Origin of the sequence: Kitasatospora sp. NPDC127067 (genome assembly GCF_042724755.1) — a bacterium.
Lineage (GTDB): Bacteria > Actinomycetota > Actinomycetes > Streptomycetales > Streptomycetaceae > Kitasatospora > Kitasatospora lactacystinica.
On sequence record NZ_JBHXEM010000027.1, the window covers coordinates 62,367 to 80,768 of the forward strand.

An 18,402-nucleotide genomic window follows, 5' to 3' on the forward strand; every position below is an offset into this window, starting at 1 on the left:
TCAACCGGCCGCCGGGAGGTCCCCGTGGTACAGGCATACATCCTGATCCAGACCGAGGTTGGCAAGGCCACCGCCGTGGCCCGGACCATCGCCGAGGTCCCCGGCGTACTCACCGCCGAGGACGTCACCGGCCCCTACGACGTGATCGTCAAGGCCGAGGCCGAGACGGTGGACGAACTGGGCCGGCTGGTGGTGGCCCGGGTCCAGAAGGTCGAGGGCATCACCCGCACCCTCACCTGCCCGGTGGTGCACCTGTAGGCCGGTGCACCGGTGCGCCCGGGCCCCGGTGGCCCGGCGCACCGACACGTCCGGCCACCCGGGCCCCGGTTACCATCGGCGGGTGGCCAGAGAACTCCGCGTCCCCGAGGCGCTGACCGCCCTGCCGGCCCCGGTCCGCTGGCTGGCCCTGCCCGTCGCCCTGACCTGCACCGTCGTGGCGCTGGTCGGCAGCTGGGGGCCGGCCGACCCGAAGGTCGAGGTCCCGCAGCCGGGCGGCCGGGCGGCCGGGTACTGCCGGTCGCTGGCCGCCGCGCTGCCGGCCGACCTGCTCGGGCACGCCCGCAACGACCCGTCGCCCGCCTCCCCGTACGTGGCCGCCTGGGGCGATTCCCCCCGGACGGTGCTGCGCTGCGGCATCGACCGGCCGGAGGAGCTGGACGGCGACCACGCCGCGGACTGGTCCCCGAGCGTCGACGGCGTCACCTGGTGGTCGCAGAAGCTCGCCGACGGCGGCTACCGCTTCGTGACGACCATGCGCGCCGCCTACGTCGAGGTGACCGTCCCCGCCGGGGCCGCGCAGAACCCCTTCGACCCGGCGGCCGCCCTGACCGGCGCGGTCAAGGCCAACGTCCCGGGCTGAGCCCGGCGGCGGGAGCCGCGACCCGGGGGGAACGCACCGAGGGCGGGCCGGGAACTCCCCGGCCCGCCCTCCGCGGCAGGACCCGCTAGCGCAGCCCGGTCGAGCGGCGCAGCGCCGTCCCGAGCAGCCGGTCGATCAGCTCCGGGTACGCGACCCCGCTGGCCTCCCACATCTTCGGGTAGGCCGAGATCGGGGTGAAGCCGGGCATGGTGTTGATCTCGTTGATCATCCAGGTGCCGTCCTCCAGCAGGAAGAAGTCCACCCGGGCCAGGCCCTCGCAGCCGAGCGCCTCGAAGGCCTCGACCGCCTGGCGCTGGATCTCGGCGAGTTCCTCGGCGGTCAGGTCCGCCGGGATCTTCACGTCCGAGGAGTCGATGTACTTGGCCTCGAAGTCGTAGAAGTCGAAGCCCTCGCCGACCAGGACCTCGCCGGCCACGCTGGCCCGCGGGCCGTCCTCGAACTCCAGCACGCCGCACTCGATCTCGCGGCCGGTCACGCCGGCCTCGATGATGAGCTTGGGGTCGTGCCGGCGGGCCTCCTCGATCGCGGCGTCGAGGTCGGCCAGGTCCTTCACCTTGGTGATGCCGATGCTGGAGCCGGCCCGGCAGGGCTTCACGAACAGCGGCAGACCCAGCTCGGCGGCCCGCTCGCGCACCGCCGCGCGGCCCGCCTCGGACTCCCAGTCGCGCGGCCGCACGATGGTGTAGCGGCCGACGTTCAGACCGTGCGAGGCCAGGATCCGCTTGGCGAACTCCTTGTCCATGCCGGCCGCGCTCGCCAGCACGCCGTTGCCGACGTACGGGACGCCGGAGAGCTCCAGCAGGCCCTGGAGCGTGCCGTCCTCGCCCCACGGGCCGTGCAGCAGCGGGAACACCACGTCGACCTCGCCGAGGGCCTTGGGGGCGCTGCCCGGCTCGGTCAGGACCACCTCTCGGCTGCCCGGGGCGACCGGCAGCGCGACCTGGCCGTCGACGCCCTCGGCGACGTGCGCCACGTCCGGCAGCCGCCCGTCGGTGATGGCCATCCGGGCCGGCTCGTCGCTGGTCAGCGCCCAGCGGCCCTCGTGCGTGATGCCGATCGGCAGCACGTCGTACTTGTCGCGGTCGATCGCCCTGAGCACACTGCCCGCGGTGGAGACCGAGATCGCGTGCTCGGAGCTGCGCCCGCCGAAGACCAGCGCGACGCGCGGCTTCCGGTCGGGCCGGTTCGGGGAGGACTGTTCGATGCTCATATCGGGTTTGAGACTACCGTGCGAGACCCTGCCGGAAGGCAGGCACCACCGGGGAGTCGGCGGTCCCGCGGGGACCGGGCGGGCGCCGCGGCCCGGGGCCGCGGCCCGCCGGACTCAGCGCCGCTCGGCCTTCGCCGAACGCGACATCAGCGTCTGCAGCGCCTCCTGGGTCGGCCGCCCGTTGTGCACCACGTCCACCACGGCCTCGACGATCGGCATGTCGACCCCGTTGCGCCGGGCCAGGTCCAGGACCGACTCGCAGGACTTGACGCCCTCGGCGGTCTGCCGGGTGGCCGCGATGGTCTCCGCGAGCGACATGCCCCGGCCCAGGTTCATGCCGAAGGTGTTGTTGCGCGACAGCGGCGAGGAGCAGGTGGCCACCAGGTCGCCCATCCCGGCGAGTCCGGCGAAGGTGTGCGGGTCCGCGCCCAGCACCTCTCCGAGCCGGGTGGTCTCGGCCAGCCCGCGGGTGATCAGGGTCGCCTTGGTGTTGTCCCCGAGCCCCATGCCGGCCGCCATGCCGACCGCCAGGCCGATCACGTTCTTGACCGCGCCGCCGAGTTCGCAGCCCACTACGTCGGTGTTGGTGTACGGCCGGAAGTACGGCGTGTGGCAGGCCGCCTGGAGCCGCTTGGCGACCGCCTCGTCGGAGCAGGCGACCACGCTGGCCGCGGGCTGCCGGTTGGCGATCTCCTTGGCCAGGTTGGGCCCGCTGACCACCGCGACGCGCTCCGGGCCGACCCCGGTGACCTCGTCGATCACCTCGCTCATCCGCTTGGCGGTGCCGAGTTCGATGCCCTTCATCAGGCTCACCAGCACGGTCTGCGGCTCGATCAGCGGCGTCCAGGCGGCCAGGTTGTCGCGCAGCGTCTGCGAGGGCACCACGAGCACCGCGAAGTCGGCGCCGGCCAGCGCCTCGGCGGCGTCGGTGGTCGCCCGCACGGTGTCGGGCAGCCGGACGCCCGGGAGGTAGTCCGGGTTCTCGTGGGTGGAGTTGACGGCGTCCACCAACTCCTGGCGGCGGGCCCACAGCACGACCTCGCAGCCCGCGTCGGCGAGCACCAGCGCGAACGCGGTGCCCCAGGAGCCGGTCCCCATCACGGCGCAACGGATCACTTGCCGGCCTCCTCGGTGCCCTTGCCCCGCTCGCCCTTGGCGCGCCGGCGCTCGGCCAGCGCCGCCGCGGCACGATCCCGGGCCGCCCTGCGCATGTCGTAGCGCTCGGCCGGCGGTTCCTCGCCGCGGACCTCCGCCAGCACGGCGGTGATCGCCGTCATGATGTCCTCGGTCGCGTCGGCGAGCACCTGGGCGGTGAGCTCCTGCCCCCGGTACTTGCTCAGGTCCACCGCGGGCCCGGCCGCGACGGTGACCCTGTGCCGCGGGAACAGGTTGAACCTGCCCTTCCCGAGACCGGGCCGGCCGTACGGCGGGATGATCTCGTGGGCGCCCCAGTGCGCGACCGGGATGACCGGCGCACCGGTCATCAGCGCGACCCTGGCGACACCGCTCTTGCCGGTCATCGGCCACAGGTCCGGGTCCCGGGTGAGCGTGCCCTCCGGGTAGAACTGCACGCACTGGCCGCTGTTGACCGCGTCGATCGCGGCCCGGAACGCCTGCGCGGCGTCGGTGGACTCGCGGAACACCGGAATCTGACCGGTCTTGCGCAGCATGAATCCGATGAAGGGGATCGAGAACAGCGAGGACTTGCCGAGAATGCGCGGCGGACGTCCGCTGTTGTACTGCCAGTGCGCATAGATCACCGGATCGATGATCGAATTGTGGTTCACCGCGGCGATGAAGCCGCCGTTCTTCGGAATGTGCTCCCAGCCCCGCCAGTCGGGCTTCACCAGGGCGGTCGTCACCGGCTTCACCAGCACGGCCGCGAAGCGGTACCAGATGCCGTAGTCGGCATTGCCGAACTTGGCGTACGAGCGGCGGGCCACCCCAGCTCCTTCTCATCCGATGCGGCACGGATTACCGCGGTCATGGCGTCCCGGCGCCGCGCACCGATTCCACCGGTGCCCGGGCCACGGGCGCGGAACAGTGTCGCCCGCCCGATCACCGGCTGTCGAGCAACCGCGCCAACCCGCCCGGCGGGCGTGATCAAACGCACGTCCGCACAGCTCGGACGGCCTGGCGAGGGCTCCGGGACCGGCGCCAGAATGACGCCGATGACCCAGGACACCGTACGCCCCAGCGGGGCCGTCGCGCCCCCCGCACCCACCGCCGGCTGGTCGCTGGTGCTTCCGCTCAAGCCGCTCACCATGGCGAAGAGCAGACTGGCCCCGTACGCCGGACCGCACCGGGCCGACCTGGCCCTGTCCTTCGCCCTGGACACCGTCACCGCCGCCCTGGCCACCCCCGGGGTCGGCCGGGTCCTGGTGGTCACCCGCGACGCCGCGGCCGGCGCCCGGCTGACCGCGCTCGGCGCCCTGGTGGTCGCCGACGAGCCCGACGGAGGCCTCAACCGGGCGCTGGCGCACGGCGCCGAGAGCGCCCTGGCCCTGGCCCCGCGGGCCCCGCTGGCGGTGCTCTCGGCGGACCTCCCGGCGCTGCGTCCGGCCGAACTGGCCCGGGTGCTGGGCGCGGTGCCGGCGGACGGCCGGGCCTTCCTGCCGGACACCCCCGGCCTCGGCACCACGCTGCTCGCCTGCGCCCCCGGCCGTCCGCTCTCCCCCGCCTTCGGGGACGGCTCACGGGCCCGGCACGCGGCCGGCGGGGCGCTCGAACTGCGCCTCGCGGACGTGGAGTCGGTGCGCCGGGACGTGGACACCGGGACGGACCTCGGCGAGGCCGCGGCGCTCGGCCTCGGCCCGCACACCAGCGCGCTGTTCGCCCGGCTGAGCCTTTCCTGAGCCCTCCCGGCCGCCGCCCGGGCAGCGCCCGGAGCCACCCCGGGCGCGGCCCGGCCCGGCGTCGACCTGCTCCCGGGCCGGGGCCGGCCCGCTCGCTATGCTGCTCGCATGCAGGCCACCTCGTTCACCTTCGACCCCGCCACCCGGGCCGGCTCCGTGCTGCTCGACGACGGGACCCCGGTGCCGTTCGACGCGGCCGCCTTCGACGCCGGCGGCCTGCGGCTGCTGCGCCCCGGCCAGCGGGTGCGGATCCGCACCGAGGGCACCGGCGAGGCCCGCCGGGTGGTCTTCGTGACGCTCCAGACCTTCCCGGACCCCGCCGAGGGCTGACGGCCCCGTCCGGCGCCGTCGGGCCCGGCCCCGGCCCGCGGGCCACCCCGCCGCACCGCCCGGAACTCCCCCGTGCCGCCGCACGCCGTCGATTCCTGACTAAGCGCCCGGAAATCGAAAGAGCCGCGGCGACCCGTCTCCGTGAATTCACGGAAGGGGGGTGCCGCGGCTCTGAGCCGAAGGCCGTCCTGGGACGGTCGCGCGGGACTTACTTGGCAGAGGTCTTGCGCGCGGTGGTCTTGCGGGTGGCGGTCTTCTTCGCCGGCGCCGTCTTCTTGGCCGTGGCGGTCGCCTTCTTGGCGGTGGCCGTGGTCTTCTTGGCGGCGGCCGTGGTGGTCGCCTTCTTCGCCGCGGCCGTCTTCTTGGTCGCGGCGGCCTTGGTCGCGGTCGCCGTGGTCTTCTTCGCGGCGGTGGTCTTCGCGGCCGTGGTCTTGGCGGCGGTGGCCTTGACGGCCGTGGTCTTCGCGGCGGTCTTCTTGGCGGTCGCCGTGGTCTTCTTGGCGGCGGCCGTGGTGGTCGCCTTCTTGACGGCGGCCGTGGTGGCCGTCTTCTTGGCGGCGGCCTTCTTGGCGGCCGGGGCGGCGGCGGCAGCAGCGGCGGCACGCTTGGTGGCGGCACGCTTGGCGGCCGGGGTGGCGGCCACGCCGCTCTTGCCCGGGGTGAGGGAGCCCTTGGGGGCCTTCTTCACCGAGGGGCCTTCCTTCGGCAGCTTCTTGCTGCCGCTGACCAGGTCCTTGAAGCCCTGACCCGGACGGAAGCGCGGGACCGAGGTCTTCTTGACCTTGACCCGCTCGCCGGTCTGCGGGTTGCGGGCGAAGCGCGCGGAGCGCTCCACCTTCTCGAAGGTGCCGAACCCGGTGACCGAGACCCGGTCACCGGCCACAACGGCACGGACCATGGTGTCGAGCACTGCGTCGACGGCCTCTGCGGCAGCCTTGCGACCGCCCAGCTGCTCGGCCACCGCTTCGACAAGCTGAGCCTTGTTCACGTCTTCCCCTTCGGAAACGGGCGCCGGATGATTCCATCCGTTCTTTTCGCACGTTAGGTATGTATCTGCGGACTTTCAATTACCAAACGCGCGAATCACCCTAGTGTCGCAATGGATTTGCGCGTCGGCGACCTCAGTCGAGCGGCGGGGGCCGCTCGTCGAGGTCATGTACAAAGCGACTCAACCGCCTTGCCGCCTCCGGAAGATCGCGCTTGGCGGCCTCGGTGACGATGAGGAGTTGACGGGTGAGAGCGGTCTTTGCATCGGCAGACACGTTCAGCGCATGCACGCGGGCGTGAGCTTGCTTCAACCGCTCGGCCACAAGCGCGTAGAGCCCTGCGACTTCCTGGTCGTCCGGCCCCTCAGCTGGTGCGGAGGTGACGTCCGGCCGATCGTCAATTCGGCGTTCGGATGGCCGGCCCATGGAGTCCTCAGCCGCGGGTTCGCCGCCCGCGTACGGAGGTTCATGGTGCCGGTGCATGTACTGATTGTGCCATCTACCCGCAGTTGTACTTGCGCGGGCCCCTCTTCCGCAAAGCCAAATGGGCAATCCGGGGCGGGCCGCGGCGCTAACTCGTGCTCCGGAACGACGGATGGCCCGGCCCCCCCGAGGGGGGCACGGGCCATCCGGTGGATCGTCAGAATGCTTGTTCTGAGGGGAACTCAGGCGACCGGCAGAGTACGGGGCTTGAAGGCCGGGCGGGTCTCCTCGAAGGCCGCGATGTCGGCCTCGTTCCGCAGGGTGATGCTGATGTCGTCCAGGCCGTTGAGCAGCCGCCACCGGACGTTGTCGTCTAGTTCGAAGGCCGCGACGACGCCCTCGGCACGCACTTCGCGCGCCTCCAGGTCAACGGTGATCTCGGCCGAAGGGTCACTCTCCGTGAGCGCCCAGAGCCGTTCCACGGTCTCCTGCGGCAGGACGACCGTCAGCAGGCCGTTCTTCAGGGAGTTGCCCCGGAAGATGTCGGCGAAGCGCGACGAGACGACCGCGTGGAAGCCGTAGTTCTGGAGCGCCCAGACGGCGTGCTCCCGGGAGGAGCCGGTGCCGAACTCGGGGCCGGCCACCAGGACCGTGGCACCCTGCCGCTCGGGCCGGTTGAGGATGAACGACTCGTCCTTGCGCCAGGCCTCGAACAGGCCGCCCTCGAAACCGGATCGGGTGACCTTCTTGAGCCAGTGGGCCGGGATGATCTGGTCGGTGTCCACGTTGCTGCGGCGCAGCGGCACGGCCCGGCCGGTGTGGGTGGTGAACTTCTCCATGGCTCAGGCCTCCACGGCAGCGACGTCGGCGGACAGGTCGGAGGGGGCGGCGAGACGGCCCAGGACGGCGGTCGCGGCGGCGACCTGCGGGGAGACCAGGTGGGTGCGGCCGCCCTTGCCCTGCCGGCCCTCGAAGTTGCGGTTCGAGGTGGAGGCGCAGCGCTCCCCCGGGGCGAGCTGGTCGGGGTTCATGCCCAGGCACATCGAGCAGCCCGCGTGGCGCCACTCGGCACCGGCCGCGGTGAACACCTTGTCCAGGCCCTCCTCGACGGCCTGGAGGGCGACCCGGACGGAGCCGGGGACCACCAGCATCCGGACGCCGTCGGCGACCCGGCGGCCCTCCACGACGGCCGCGGCGGCCCGCAGGTCCTCGATCCGGCCGTTGGTGCAGGAGCCGACGAAGACGGCGTCGACCTTCACCTCGCGCAGCGGGGTGCCGGCCTCCAGGCCCATGTACGCCAGGGCGTTCTCGGCGGCCAGGCGCTCCTGCGGGTCGGCGAAGGACGCCGGGTCCGGCACCTCGGCGCCCAGCGGGGCGCCCTGGCCCGGGTTGGTGCCCCAGGTGACGAACGGGGTCAGCTCGCTCGCGTCGATGAAGATCTCGTGGTCGAAGACCGCGTCCTCGTCGGTGCCCAGGGTCCTCCAGTACGCGACGGCGGCGTCCCAGTCCTCGCCCTGCGGGGCGTGCGGGCGGCCCTGGAGGTACGCGAAGGTGGTCTCGTCCGGGGCGATCATGCCCGCCCGGGCGCCGGCCTCGATCGACATGTTGCAGACGGTCATCCGGGCCTCCATGGACAGGCTCCGGATCGCCGAACCTCGGTACTCCAGGACGTAGCCCTGGCCGCCGCCGGTGCCGATCTTCGTGATGACGGCCAGGATCAGGTCCTTGGCGGTGACGCCCTCGGGCAGCTCGCCCTCGACGGTGACCGCCATCGTCCGGAACGGCGCCAGCGGCAGGGTCTGGGTGGCCAGCACGTGCTCGACCTGGCTGGTGCCGATGCCGAACGCCAGTGCGCCGAAAGCGCCGTGGGTCGAGGTGTGGGAGTCACCGCAGACCACGGTCATGCCGGGCTGGGTCAGGCCGAGCTGCGGGCCGACGACGTGCACGACGCCCTGCTCGACGTCGCCGAGCGAGTGGATCCGGACGCCGAACTCGGCGGCGTTCCTGCGCAGGGTCTCCAACTGCACCCTGGAGACCGGGTCGGCGATCGGCTTGTCGATGTCCAGGGTGGGGGTGTTGTGGTCCTCGGTGGCGATCGTCAGATCGGTGCGGCGGACCGTGCGGCCGGCCAGCCGCAGCCCGTCGAAGGCCTGCGGGCTGGTGACCTCGTGGAGCAGGTGCAGGTCGATGAAGAGGAGGTCGGGTTCGCCCTCCGCGCGCCGCACGACGTGGTCGTCCCAGACCTTCTCTGCGAGTGTCCGTCCCATCGGATTCCCTCCAGCCGGCCGCGTTGCCGGCCTTCTCGTGTCGTCGAGGTCAAAGCGTGTGCGCCGCCCTGAGACTCCCGGGCCGCTCCCGTCCAGAGTGGCGCTTTTCGCCGGAGATTGAACTTGTGTCTCGCGGAGTGAGACCGCAGTCTTAGCGCATGGACAGCGCTCCGCCCCCGTCCGCCGCCGGGCGGCGGGGCCCCGCGGAAAGCCGGAAGGGCCCCGCTCGGAACGGAGCGGGGCCCTTCGGGGCATTTCCGGGGAAAGCAAAAAGACCCCGGGGACCGGGGTCTTTCCAATTTCTGGCTGGGGTACCAGGACTCGAACCTAGACTAAATGAACCAGAATCACTCGTGCTGCCAATTACACCATACCCCAACACAAAGCAAGGGCCGATGGGCGAGCCCACCGGCTTCCTGCTCTGAAGTACCCCCGACCGGATTCGAACCGGCGCTACTGCCGTGAGAGGGCAGCGTGCTAGGCCGCTACACAACGGGGGCTTCCTGGCGATCCCTTGCGGGATCAGTACCCCCGACCGGATTCGAACCGGCGCTACTGCCGTGAGAGGGCAGCGTGCTAGGCCGCTACACAACGGGGGCTTTCCAGGTGATCCCTTGCGGGATCAGTACCCCCGACCGGATTCGAACCGGCGCTACTGCCGTGAGAGGGCAGCGTGCTAGGCCGCTACACAACGGGGGCTTGATCTTCTTTTGTGGTGCTGTACTCACGTACTGCGCTGGGGTACCAGGACTCGAACCTAGACTAAATGAACCAGAATCACTCGTGCTGCCAATTACACCATACCCCACCAGAGTTGAACCCTCGCGGGCCCTTCTCAGGCGTTGCGCCTCTCGGTCGGTCCCTTCCGAGGGGCTTTCGTTCCCTCGTCCGTTCCCTCCCGGGCGGCGCAGAAAGAACATTACCCGACGTCGGCCCCGGGTCCAAAATCGATAACCCCAGGCAGCGGCCGGGAGGCCTGCGGACGGCCTCCGGGTACGCCGCGGGCCCGGCACGAAGCCGGGCCCGCGGCCTGCTCGGCGCCCCGCTCAGGCGGCCGGCAGGGCGTCCAGGGCGGCCCGCAGCCGACGCAGCGTCTCCGGGCGTCCCAGCAGCTCCATGGACTCGAACAGCGGCGGGGAGACCCGGCGGCCGGTGACGGCCACCCGCAGCGGCGTGAAGGCGAACTTGGGCTTGATGCCCAGCCCCTCCACCAGCGCCTCGCGCAGCGCGGCCTGGATCGGCTCCGGGGTGAAGTCCGCGAGCTCCTCCAGCGCCTTGATGCTGGCCTCCAGCACCGGGCGGGCGTCCGCGGTGAGCACCTTGGCGGCGTCGTCCGGGTCGAGGGCGAACTTCTCCGGCGCCACGAACAGGAAACCGGCCATGTTCACGATCTCGCTCAGCACGACCATCCGCTCCTGGGTGAGCGGCGCCACCTTGGCGAGCAGGTCCAGCTGCTCGGCGGTGGGCTCGGCCGGCAGCAGCTCGGCGCCCTGGAGGAAGGGCACCAGGCGGCGGACGAAGTCCTCCGGGGCCAGCCGGCGGACGTGCTCGGCGTTGATCGCCTCGCACTTCTTCAGGTCGAAGCGGGCCGGGTTGGCGTTCACCTTGGTGACGTCGAAGGCGGCGACCATCTCGTCCATGTCGAACAGGTCGCGGTCCTCGGCCAGCGACCAGCCCAGCAGGGACAGGTAGTTGAGCAGGCCCTCGCGGATGAAGCCGCGCTCGCGGTACATGTTGAGCGAGGACTGCGGGTCGCGCTTGGAGAGCTTCTTGTTGCCCTCGCCCATCACGTACGGCAGGTGGCCGAAGCGCGGGGTGGTGCCGTTGCCGACGCCGATCTCGGCGAGCGCGGCGTACAGCGCGATCTGCCGCGGGGTGGAGGACAGCAGGTCCTCGCCGCGCAGTACGTGGGTGATGCCCATCAGGGCGTCGTCCACCGGGTTGACCAGGGTGTACAGCGGGGCGCCGTTGGCCCGGACGATGCCGTAGTCCGGCACGTTCTCCGGCTCGAAGGTGAGCGTGCCGCGGACCAGGTCGTCGAAGCTGAGGGTCTTGTCCGGCATCCGGAAGCGCAGGATCGGCTCGCGCTTCTCCAGCTTGTAGACCGCCACCTGCTCGTCCGTCAGGTCGCGGCAGTGCCCGTCGTAGCCGGAGGGCTTGCCGGCCGCGCGGGCGGCCTCGCGGCGGGCGTCCAGCTCCTCGGTGGAGCAGTAGCAGTAGTAGGCGTGGCCGGCCTCGTGCAGGCGGCGGGCGACATCGGCGTAGATGTCCATCCGCTGCGACTGGCGGTACGGCGCGTCCGGGCCGCCGACCTCCGGGCCCTCGTCCCAGTCGAGGCCGAGCCAGCGCATGGCGTCGAGCAGCTGGTTGTACGACTCCTCGGAGTCGCGGGCGGAGTCGGTGTCCTCGATCCGGAAGACCAGCGTGCCGCCGTTGTGGCGGGCGTAGGCCCAGTTGAAGAGGGCCGTGCGGACCATCCCCACGTGGGGGTTGCCGGTCGGGGACGGACAGAAGCGAACCCGGACGGCCGGGTCAGTGTTAGCCACGCTTGATCACCTTGTTGGTGAGAGTGCCGATGCCTTCGATGGAGACGGCGACCTCGTCGCCGACGTTGAGCGGGCCCACCCCTGCGGGCGTGCCGGTGAGGATGACGTCGCCGGGCAGCAGCGTCATGGCCTCGGAGATGTGGACGATCAGCTCGGCGACCGAGCGGACCATCAGGGAGGTGCGGCCGGTCTGGCGGAGCTCGCCGTTGACCGTGCAGGTGATCGCGAGGTCGCTCGGGTCGAGGTCGGTCTCGATCCACGGGCCCAGCGGGCAGGCCGTGTCGAAGCCCTTGGCCCGGGCCCACTGGCCCTCGCGCTGCTGGACGTCCCGGGCGGTGACGTCGTTGGCGCAGGTGTAGCCGAGGATCACCTCGGGCACCCGGTCCAACGGCACCTCACGGCACATCCGGCCGATCACCACGGCCAGTTCGGCCTCGTGGTGGACGTCCGAGGAGAACGGCGGGTACGCGATGCTCTCGGTCGGACCGATCACCGAGGTGGACGGCTTGAAGAAGGTGAGCGGGGCGTCCGGGACCTCGTTGCCCAGCTCCGCCGCGTGCGCCGCGTAGTTGCGGCCGACCGCCACGATCTTGTTCGGGAGCATCGGGCTGAGCAGCCGGACGTCCTGGAAGCGGTAGCTCTCACCGGTGGGCTGGGGCTGGCCGAACGGGTGGCCGGCCAGCGCGTGGACGACCAGCGAGTCGGGCCGGGAAGGGTCGCCCTCCACCACGCCGAAGGAGACGCTGCCGGCGGCAGGGCTCCCTTCCCGGACGGAAAACCTGGCAATGCGCACGGCTGGGATACCCCTCGCTTCGTCGGCCGCCCGGGGCGCGCCCGGGCGCTGGTGGGCGCCCCGCCCGCAGTGGGCGCGGCCCCGTCAATCGGCCTCCAGGCTATCGCGTGGGGGCCCGGCCGACCGCTTTGCCCCTGTTCAGGAGGGTCGGGGCCGAATGCCCCGCGAGGCGCGCGGGCGGGTCGCCGCCGCGGGCCGCGGGGGCGCCGCACAACGGCGAGGGCGCCGCCGCCACCGGGGTGACGACGGCGCCCTCGTCGCGGCGCTGCGGCGGTCAGTCCTGCAGGACGACGACCGGGGCGACCATCAGCCGGGTGCGGCGCGGGTTGGCGGTGGCGGCCGGCAGCTCGGTGCCGTAGGTCACGACGTCCTCGGGCTTGCGGGCGCCCGGGATCTTGCTGAAGTCCTCGACCGAGGCCAGCGTCGTCCGGCGGGGGTTCGCCGTGGGGCGGCAGGACAGCGTGGACTTGGTGGCGTTCTTCGCCTGGGACATCGAGAGCACCTCGTGGTCATGGCCGGGTCGATCGCGGCGATCGGCACCGGCCTGATGGATTCCGATTGATTCGGAGGGGTTCTGGGCAGGCTGATCTGGGCCGTGCTCCGGAGACAGCCAGGTTACGAGATCTCATTCCACAGAGGCCGTGACCAAAGCTACACATTAGACTGTGATTTTGCTCACAAAATGCCGAGCAAAGTGCAGATATCCGACATATCGCCGCACCGGGATTTTCCGGCATTTCGCCGATAAGGGGCATTCCGGAAGGTCTGTGACTCTTCCCGACCCCGGGTCCGCTTGGCATGTATCCGGCGAGTGTCCGAAAAAGGCGGTATTCCGGTCCTGTTACCGCACAGTCCGTGAGAAGACGCAAGCGGTCGGTAGCGCCGGGCGCCCGGTACGTGCGGCCCTTGTTGGGATTCCCCGGCTGTGCTGGAATGCGACGGACCGTGGGTAGGGAGTGGTCCACCCCGGTGCCCGCTCTCCCGGACCGGCCGGGGTGCGGATGGAAACTCGACACCGTCCAGGCCGTGGCGACGCGGCGGGACGCCCGGTCCAGAGGTTGCGACGCCAGTGCAGGGACGTTTCAAAAGGGGTAGCGGCGCCGCGGGTAACCCGGAGTCGCGTGAGCCTGTGGCAGCCCCTCAACAGGCGGCGGCCCCCAGCGGCCCGGCCGAGCCGGTGACACCCGAGGCCGTCGGCCACCCGGAGGAGGAGGGCCAGGAGCGGAAGTCCGCCCGGGACAAACTCCGCACCTCCCTGACCCGGCGCCGCGCCACCGGTCTGAACCGGCTCGCGATGCGCAACTGGCGCATCCGCACCCGTCTGATCGCGCTGCTCGCCCTCCCCGTCCTGGTCTCGCTGGTCCTCGGTGGCCTGCGCATCCAGAGCTCGATGGAGAACTCGCAGCAACTCGCCCAGATGGCCAACCTCTCCGACCTGGCCAAGAAGGCGACCAACCTCGCCGACGCGCTCCAGACCGAGCGCGACATCAGCGCCGGCCCGATCACCCACGACCCGGCCGCGCCGCTGGACGACGACATCGTCGCGGCCCGCAAGTCCACCGACGATCTGAGCCGCACCTTCACCGCCTCCTCCGACAAGTTCGAGAACCTCGAACTGTCCGGCGGAAAGGCGCTGTTGCTCCAGATCCGCAAGGACCTGAACTCGATCGCGGACACCCGCAGCCTGCCGTACCAGAACAACCAGAACATCCAGTCGACGATCACCGCCTACGACGTGATCATCCGCGACCTGCTGTCCATCACCCAGGACATCGCGCTCGCGTCGAACAACAAGGACCTGGTCGTCTCCACCCGCGCGCTCCAGCAGTTCTCGCTGGCGAAGAACGCGACCTCGCAGCAGCGGGCCCTGATCAGCGCCGCGCTCGCCAACCCGAAGACCCCCGACCTCAGCCCCAGCGACGAGTCCTTCGGTATCCGTCTGCGCAGCTCGTACGACAACGCGATCGCGAGCTTCAACAACATCTACACCGCGCACGACCTGGACAACCTGCGCAGCCAGCTGAGCTACAACTCGGTGGTCGCCGACGCCGACCGCTACGCCTCCACGATCCTCACCCAGAGCGGCATCCGCCAGACCGAGGCGGTCAGCTACAAGGACTGGTTCGAGAAGGCCAGCTCCAAGATCACCGCCGAGCGCCGGATCGAGTCCAAGCTCATCGAGAACCTGGACGGCAAGGCCCAGGACCTCCAGTCCCAGGCCGACGCCGACGCCCTGATCATCGGTGTCGCGGTCGCTCTGGTGCTGCTCGTCGCCCTCGGTGGCGCCGGTCTGATCGCCCGCTCGATGGTGCGCTCGCTGACCCGCCTCCAGGCGGCGGCCGAGGACGTCGCCGAGCGCCGTCTGCCCGAGCTGGTCAAGACCCTCTCCGAGGCCGACCCGCACGACGTCGACACCACGGTCGAGCCGGTCGCCGTCGACTCCACCGACGAGATCGGCCACGTGGCCCACGCGTTCGACATGGTGCACAGCGAGGCCGTCCGCCTCGCCGCCGAGCAGGCCCTCCTGCGAGGCAACATCAACGCGATGTTCACCAACCTCTCGCGCCGCAGCCAGGGCCTCATCCAGCGCCAGCTGTCGCTCATCTCCGAGCTGGAGAGCCGCGAGGCCGACCCGGACCAGCTGGCCAACCTCTTCAAGCTGGACCACCTCGCGACCCGCATGCGCCGCAACGGCGAAAACCTCCTCGTCCTCGCCGGCGAGGACCCGGGCCGCCGCTGGACCCGTCCCGTCCCGCTGGTCGACGTGCTCCGCGCCGCCGCCTCCGAGGTGGAGCAGTACGAGCGCATCGAACTCGCCGCCGTGCCGTCGGCCGAGGTCGCCGGCCGCGTCGTCAACGACCTCGTCCACCTGCTCGCCGAGCTGCTGGAGAACGCCACCTCGTTCTCCAGCCCGCAGACCCGCGTCCGGGTCACCGGCCACGCGCTGCCGGACGGCCGCGTGCTGGTCGAGATCCACGACACCGGCATCGGCCTGAGCCCCGACGACCTCGCCGAGATCAACGAGCGCCTCGCCAACCCGCCGACGGTGGACGTCTCGGTCTCCCGCCGCATGGGCCTCTTCGTGGTCGGCCGCCTGTCCCTGCGACACGGCATCCGCATCCAGCTGCGCCCCAGCGACTCCGGCGGCACCACCGCGCTGGTCATGCTCCCCGTGGACGTCACCAATTCGGGTGACCGCCGCGGCGCCGGCCGGTCCGGCTCCGGCCAGGGCAAGCAGCAGCGCGGGGTCACCCCGACGCCGCGCCAGCAGCGCCAGGTGCCGCCCGCCCGCCAGGGCGGTCCCGCCGCGCTCGGCCAGGGCCCGGCCGCGGGTGCCCCGCAGGGCGGTCGTCCGCAGCTCGGCCAGGGCGGTCCGGCCGCTCCGGCCGCTCCCGCTCCGCAGGCCGGCCCGGGTGCGCCCGCCGGCGGCCTGCCGACCCGCCAGGTCGGCAAGTCGCTGCGGGAGAACCCGGCCCCGCAGGGCGGCGCTCAGCAGGGCCAGGGCCAGGGCCGGCGGCCCGCCCAGCCGCAGCAGAAGCAGCAGGCCCCGCAGCAGCCGCAGGCGCCGCAGCAGCAGACTCCGCAGCAGGCCCAGCAGGGCGGTCTGCCGCAGCGCGCCCCGGGCCGCCAGGGCCCGCCGCAGAGCGGCCCGAACGGCCTGCCGCGCCGCGGCGGCCGTCCGCAGCAGCCCGGTCAGCCCCAGCCGGGTCAGCAGCAGGCCGGTCAGCAGCAGCCCGGCCGGCCCGGCCAGGAACGGCAGCGTCCCGGCGGCGAGTTCGACGGCGGTCCGGGCGCCCGGACCGGCGAGCAGCCGCAGCACGGCCGCCCCGGCGGTCCCGGCACGCCGCAGCAGGGTGCCCGTCCGGGCAACCGTCCGCAGGACGGCCTGCCGCAGCGCCGTCCGGCCCCGCAGGGCCCCGGTGCCCCCGGCCGGCCCGCCGGCCAGGGCCCGCGCGGTCCGCAGCGCCCCGGCCAGGACGCGCCGCAGCGCGACCGTCAGCCGCAGCTGCCGCCGCAGGCCCAGCAGCAGCCCCAGCCCCAGCCGCTGCCGTCGGCCGAGCCGGCGCCGGTGGAGAGCACCCAGCAGTTCGCCCGCCCGCGCTTCGAGGCCAGCCAGATCGACCCGCGCGACCCGCTGGGCCTCGGCCTGGTCGAGCCGGTGCTGCCGAACGTGCCGAACCCGCCGCGTCCGGAGCCGGTGCGCCAGGAGCAGGCGCCGCAGCAGCCGCAGCAGCCGCAGCCGCTGCCGTACCAGGAGCCGATGGCGCTGCCGACCGGTCCGTCCGAGGCCGGTCAGCGGCCCGGCGGCGAGCAGCCGTGGGCCCCGCAGGCCGACGGGCAGCAGGCGCGGCAGCGGTCGTACCAGCCGCGCCGCCCCGGCACCTCCTCGCCGGAGTTCCAGCCGCAGGCCCAGGAGCAGCAGGCTCCGCAGCAGGCACCCCGGCAGCAGGCGCCCCAGCCGGCTCCGCAGCAGCAGGCCCCGCAGCACCCGCAGGCCCAGCAGCAGCCTCCGCAGCCGCAGGGCCAGCAGCCCGGCGACGCGCCGTGGCGTCCGTCCGCGAACGACGAGCGCTGGCGCCGCGCCGAGCAGATCCGCGAGCCCTCGACCAGCGGTGTCACCATGTCGGGCCTGCCCCGGCGGACCCCGCAGGCCAACCTGGTCTCCGGCACCGCCGAGGCCTCGCCGCTGACCGGTCCGCAGGTCTCCCGGGCCCCCGAGGAGGTCCGCGGCCGGCTGACCAACCTGCGCCGCGGCATCCAGCAGGGCCGCCGCGTCGGGGCCGAGCAGGCCGCCAACCAGTCGGGCTTCCAGCATGGTGCCCAGCAGCCCGGATTCGATAGTTTCGGTGGCCGGAGCGACGGCAACGGCGCAGATCACCAGGAGCGTTGAGTTGAATCAGATGAGCCAGGCCGCACAGAACCTGAACTGGCTGATCACCAATTTCGTGGACAACACCCCCGGGGTGTCCCACACCGTGGTGGTCTCCGCGGACGGCCTCCTGCTGTGCATGTCCGAGGGCTTCCCCAGGGACCGGGCCGACCAGTTGGCGGCGGTCGCCTCCGGTCTCACCTCGCTGACCAACGGTGCGAGCCGGATCTTCGAGGGCGGCGAGGTCAACCAGACCGTGGTCGAGATGGAGCGGGGGTTCCTGTTCCTGATGGCCGTCAGCGACGGCTCTTCGCTCGCCGTCCTGGCCGCCCCGGACTCCGACATCGGCCTCGTCGGCTACGAGATGGCCCTGCTCGTCGACCGGGCCGGCGCCGTCCTCACCCCCGCACTCCGCGCTGAACTCCAGGGCAGTCTCCTGCACTGACCCGGGGCTCCCGCGCGGATCCGCCCACCCCGTCCCACCTGCCCTCGCCGGGTCCGACCCGACCGGACCCGGCGAACCACCCTCAGCTACCCTCAGGCAGCTGATCTCGCCTCAGCTGGCACCGCCCCAGCTGGAACCGGCTGCTCAAGGCTGCAGCACTAGGAGGACCCATGACCCCGCCTTCGACACCCGCCGGCTCGTACGGCAACGGGTACGGCAGCGGCTACGGCGGGCAGCAGTCCGACGGCTACGAGCAGCAGCCGCTGGTCCGCCCGTACGCGATGACCGGCGGCCGGACCCGCCCGCGGTACCAGCTCGCCATCGAGGCCCTGATCTCCACGACCGGCTCGGCCGACCGGACCAGCGGACTGCTGCCCGAGCACGCCCGGATCGTCAGCCTCTGCCGCGAGGTCAAGTCCATCGCGGAGATCTCCGCACTGGCCGGCGTGCCGCTCGGTGTCGCCCGCATCCTCGTCGCCGACCTTGCCGAGGCCGGTCTCGTCGCCATCCACCAGCCCGCCGCCGCGGGCGAGTCGGGCGGAACGCCCGATGTCACGCTGCTCGAAAGGGTCCTCAGTGGACTTCGCAAGCTCTAACGCGGCCGCCCCCACCCGCGCCACCACCTCCGCGAAGATCGTCGTCGCGGGCGGCTTCGGTGTCGGCAAGACCACGCTCGTCGGCGCCGTCTCCGAGATCAACCCCCTGCGCACCGAAGCCGTCATGACCTCGGCCTCCGCCGGCATCGACGACCTCAGCCACGTCTCCGGCAAGACGACCACCACCGTCGCCATGGACTT

At 72.1% G+C, this 18,402-nt stretch carries 17 protein-coding genes, 5 tRNA genes and 1 pseudogene; 8 read left to right on the forward strand and 15 right to left on the reverse strand.

From position 1 onward, the window contains the following. The first annotated feature begins 24 nt into the window (after positions 1-24). A complete protein-coding gene (locus ACFWJ4_RS14695; RefSeq protein WP_359900545.1) occupies positions 25-258 on the forward strand; it encodes an Lrp/AsnC ligand binding domain-containing protein in 234 nt (77 codons plus the stop codon). A gap of 82 nt (positions 259-340) precedes the next feature. After that, positions 341-859: a DUF3515 family protein gene (locus ACFWJ4_RS14700; protein WP_359900543.1), complete on the forward strand. Its 519-nt coding sequence runs from the start codon at positions 341-343 to the stop codon at positions 857-859. A gap of 85 nt (positions 860-944) precedes the next feature. Here the strand turns inward: ACFWJ4_RS14700 and ACFWJ4_RS14705 are convergent, their stop codons facing one another. The 3 genes from ACFWJ4_RS14705 to ACFWJ4_RS14715 form a co-directional block, all read right to left on the reverse strand. Next, the gene (locus tag ACFWJ4_RS14705) at positions 945-2,090 is read right to left on the reverse strand and encodes a D-alanine--D-alanine ligase family protein (RefSeq protein ID WP_380543453.1); all 1,146 of its coding nucleotides are present in this window, start codon (positions 2,088-2,090) and stop codon (positions 945-947) included. Between the two features lie 114 nt (positions 2,091-2,204). Continuing rightward, positions 2,205-3,188, reverse strand: a complete 984-nt coding sequence (locus ACFWJ4_RS14710) for an NAD(P)H-dependent glycerol-3-phosphate dehydrogenase (protein WP_359900678.1) — start codon at positions 3,186-3,188, stop codon at positions 2,205-2,207. Between the two features lie 14 nt (positions 3,189-3,202). After that, positions 3,203-4,033, reverse strand: coding sequence for a lysophospholipid acyltransferase family protein (locus ACFWJ4_RS14715; RefSeq protein ID WP_380543456.1), 831 nt, complete (start codon positions 4,031-4,033; stop codon positions 3,203-3,205). 228 nt (positions 4,034-4,261) lie between these two features. On the opposite strand from ACFWJ4_RS14715, the gene cofC reads away from it, so the two are divergent. Both cofC and ACFWJ4_RS14725 read left to right on the forward strand, forming a co-directional pair. After that, positions 4,262-4,945 carry a 2-phospho-L-lactate guanylyltransferase gene (cofC, locus tag ACFWJ4_RS14720; protein ID WP_380543459.1) on the forward strand — a complete coding sequence of 228 codons (684 nt, stop codon included), beginning with the start codon at positions 4,262-4,264 and terminating at the stop codon, positions 4,943-4,945. A gap of 108 nt (positions 4,946-5,053) precedes the next feature. Continuing rightward, positions 5,054-5,275 carry a hypothetical protein gene (locus ACFWJ4_RS14725; RefSeq protein ID WP_359900536.1) on the forward strand — a complete coding sequence of 74 codons (222 nt, stop codon included), beginning with the start codon at positions 5,054-5,056 and terminating at the stop codon, positions 5,273-5,275. 208 nt (positions 5,276-5,483) lie between these two features. Here the strand turns inward: ACFWJ4_RS14725 and ACFWJ4_RS14730 are convergent, their stop codons facing one another. The 12 genes from ACFWJ4_RS14730 to ACFWJ4_RS14785 form a co-directional block, all read right to left on the reverse strand. Beyond that, entirely contained in the window at positions 5,484-6,263 is a 780-nt protein-coding gene (locus ACFWJ4_RS14730) for an HU family DNA-binding protein (RefSeq protein ID WP_359900534.1), read from the reverse strand. Positions 6,264-6,396: 133 nt separating this feature from the next. Beyond that, positions 6,397-6,744, reverse strand: coding sequence for a hypothetical protein (locus ACFWJ4_RS14735; RefSeq protein WP_380543462.1), 348 nt, complete (start codon positions 6,742-6,744; stop codon positions 6,397-6,399). 182 nt (positions 6,745-6,926) lie between these two features. Then, complete coding sequence (leuD, locus tag ACFWJ4_RS14740; RefSeq protein WP_359900532.1) at positions 6,927-7,523, reverse strand: 3-isopropylmalate dehydratase small subunit; 597 nt, start codon at positions 7,521-7,523, stop codon at positions 6,927-6,929. A gap of 3 nt (positions 7,524-7,526) precedes the next feature. Further along, complete coding sequence (gene leuC, locus ACFWJ4_RS14745) at positions 7,527-8,951, reverse strand: 3-isopropylmalate dehydratase large subunit (RefSeq protein ID WP_380543465.1); 1,425 nt, start codon at positions 8,949-8,951, stop codon at positions 7,527-7,529. A gap of 303 nt (positions 8,952-9,254) precedes the next feature. Then, positions 9,255-9,329, reverse strand: a tRNA-Gln gene (locus tag ACFWJ4_RS14750). Between the two features lie 49 nt (positions 9,330-9,378). Beyond that, a tRNA-Glu gene (locus ACFWJ4_RS14755) sits at positions 9,379-9,451 on the reverse strand. A 26-nt stretch (positions 9,452-9,477) separates the two neighbouring features. After that, positions 9,478-9,550, reverse strand: a tRNA-Glu gene (locus tag ACFWJ4_RS14760). Positions 9,551-9,577: 27 nt separating this feature from the next. Further along, a tRNA-Glu gene (locus ACFWJ4_RS14765) sits at positions 9,578-9,650 on the reverse strand. Positions 9,651-9,687: 37 nt separating this feature from the next. Continuing rightward, a tRNA-Gln gene (locus ACFWJ4_RS14770) sits at positions 9,688-9,759 on the reverse strand. Between the two features lie 238 nt (positions 9,760-9,997). Beyond that, positions 9,998-11,497, reverse strand: coding sequence for a glutamate--tRNA ligase (gene gltX / locus ACFWJ4_RS14775; RefSeq protein ID WP_380543467.1), 1,500 nt, complete (start codon positions 11,495-11,497; stop codon positions 9,998-10,000). Continuing rightward, positions 11,490-12,290 (reverse strand): fumarylacetoacetate hydrolase family protein, encoded by an 801-nt coding sequence (locus ACFWJ4_RS14780; protein ID WP_359915358.1) that lies wholly within the window; start codon positions 12,288-12,290, stop codon positions 11,490-11,492. Before ACFWJ4_RS14780 ends, gltX begins: the two co-directional genes overlap by 8 nt. Before the next feature lie 274 nt (positions 12,291-12,564). Beyond that, complete coding sequence (locus tag ACFWJ4_RS14785) at positions 12,565-12,783, reverse strand: hypothetical protein (protein WP_359915360.1); 219 nt, start codon at positions 12,781-12,783, stop codon at positions 12,565-12,567. Positions 12,784-13,584: 801 nt separating this feature from the next. Between ACFWJ4_RS14785 and ACFWJ4_RS14790 the strand changes: the two genes are divergently transcribed. From ACFWJ4_RS14790 to ACFWJ4_RS14805, 4 genes and pseudogenes are all read left to right on the forward strand, one after another. Continuing rightward, complete coding sequence (locus ACFWJ4_RS14790) at positions 13,585-17,181, forward strand: nitrate- and nitrite sensing domain-containing protein (RefSeq protein WP_380543475.1); 3,597 nt, start codon at positions 13,585-13,587, stop codon at positions 17,179-17,181. Positions 17,182-17,191: 10 nt separating this feature from the next. Beyond that, positions 17,192-17,605, forward strand: a complete 414-nt coding sequence (locus tag ACFWJ4_RS14795) for a roadblock/LC7 domain-containing protein (RefSeq protein ID WP_380543478.1) — start codon at positions 17,192-17,194, stop codon at positions 17,603-17,605. A 170-nt stretch (positions 17,606-17,775) separates the two neighbouring features. After that, positions 17,776-18,201 carry a DUF742 domain-containing protein gene (locus ACFWJ4_RS14800; protein WP_380543469.1) on the forward strand — a complete coding sequence of 142 codons (426 nt, stop codon included), beginning with the start codon at positions 17,776-17,778 and terminating at the stop codon, positions 18,199-18,201. Beyond that, a pseudogene (locus ACFWJ4_RS14805) lies at positions 18,182-18,402 on the forward strand (ATP-binding protein); the annotation flags it as partial. The gene ACFWJ4_RS14800 and the pseudogene ACFWJ4_RS14805, both read left to right, overlap by 20 nt.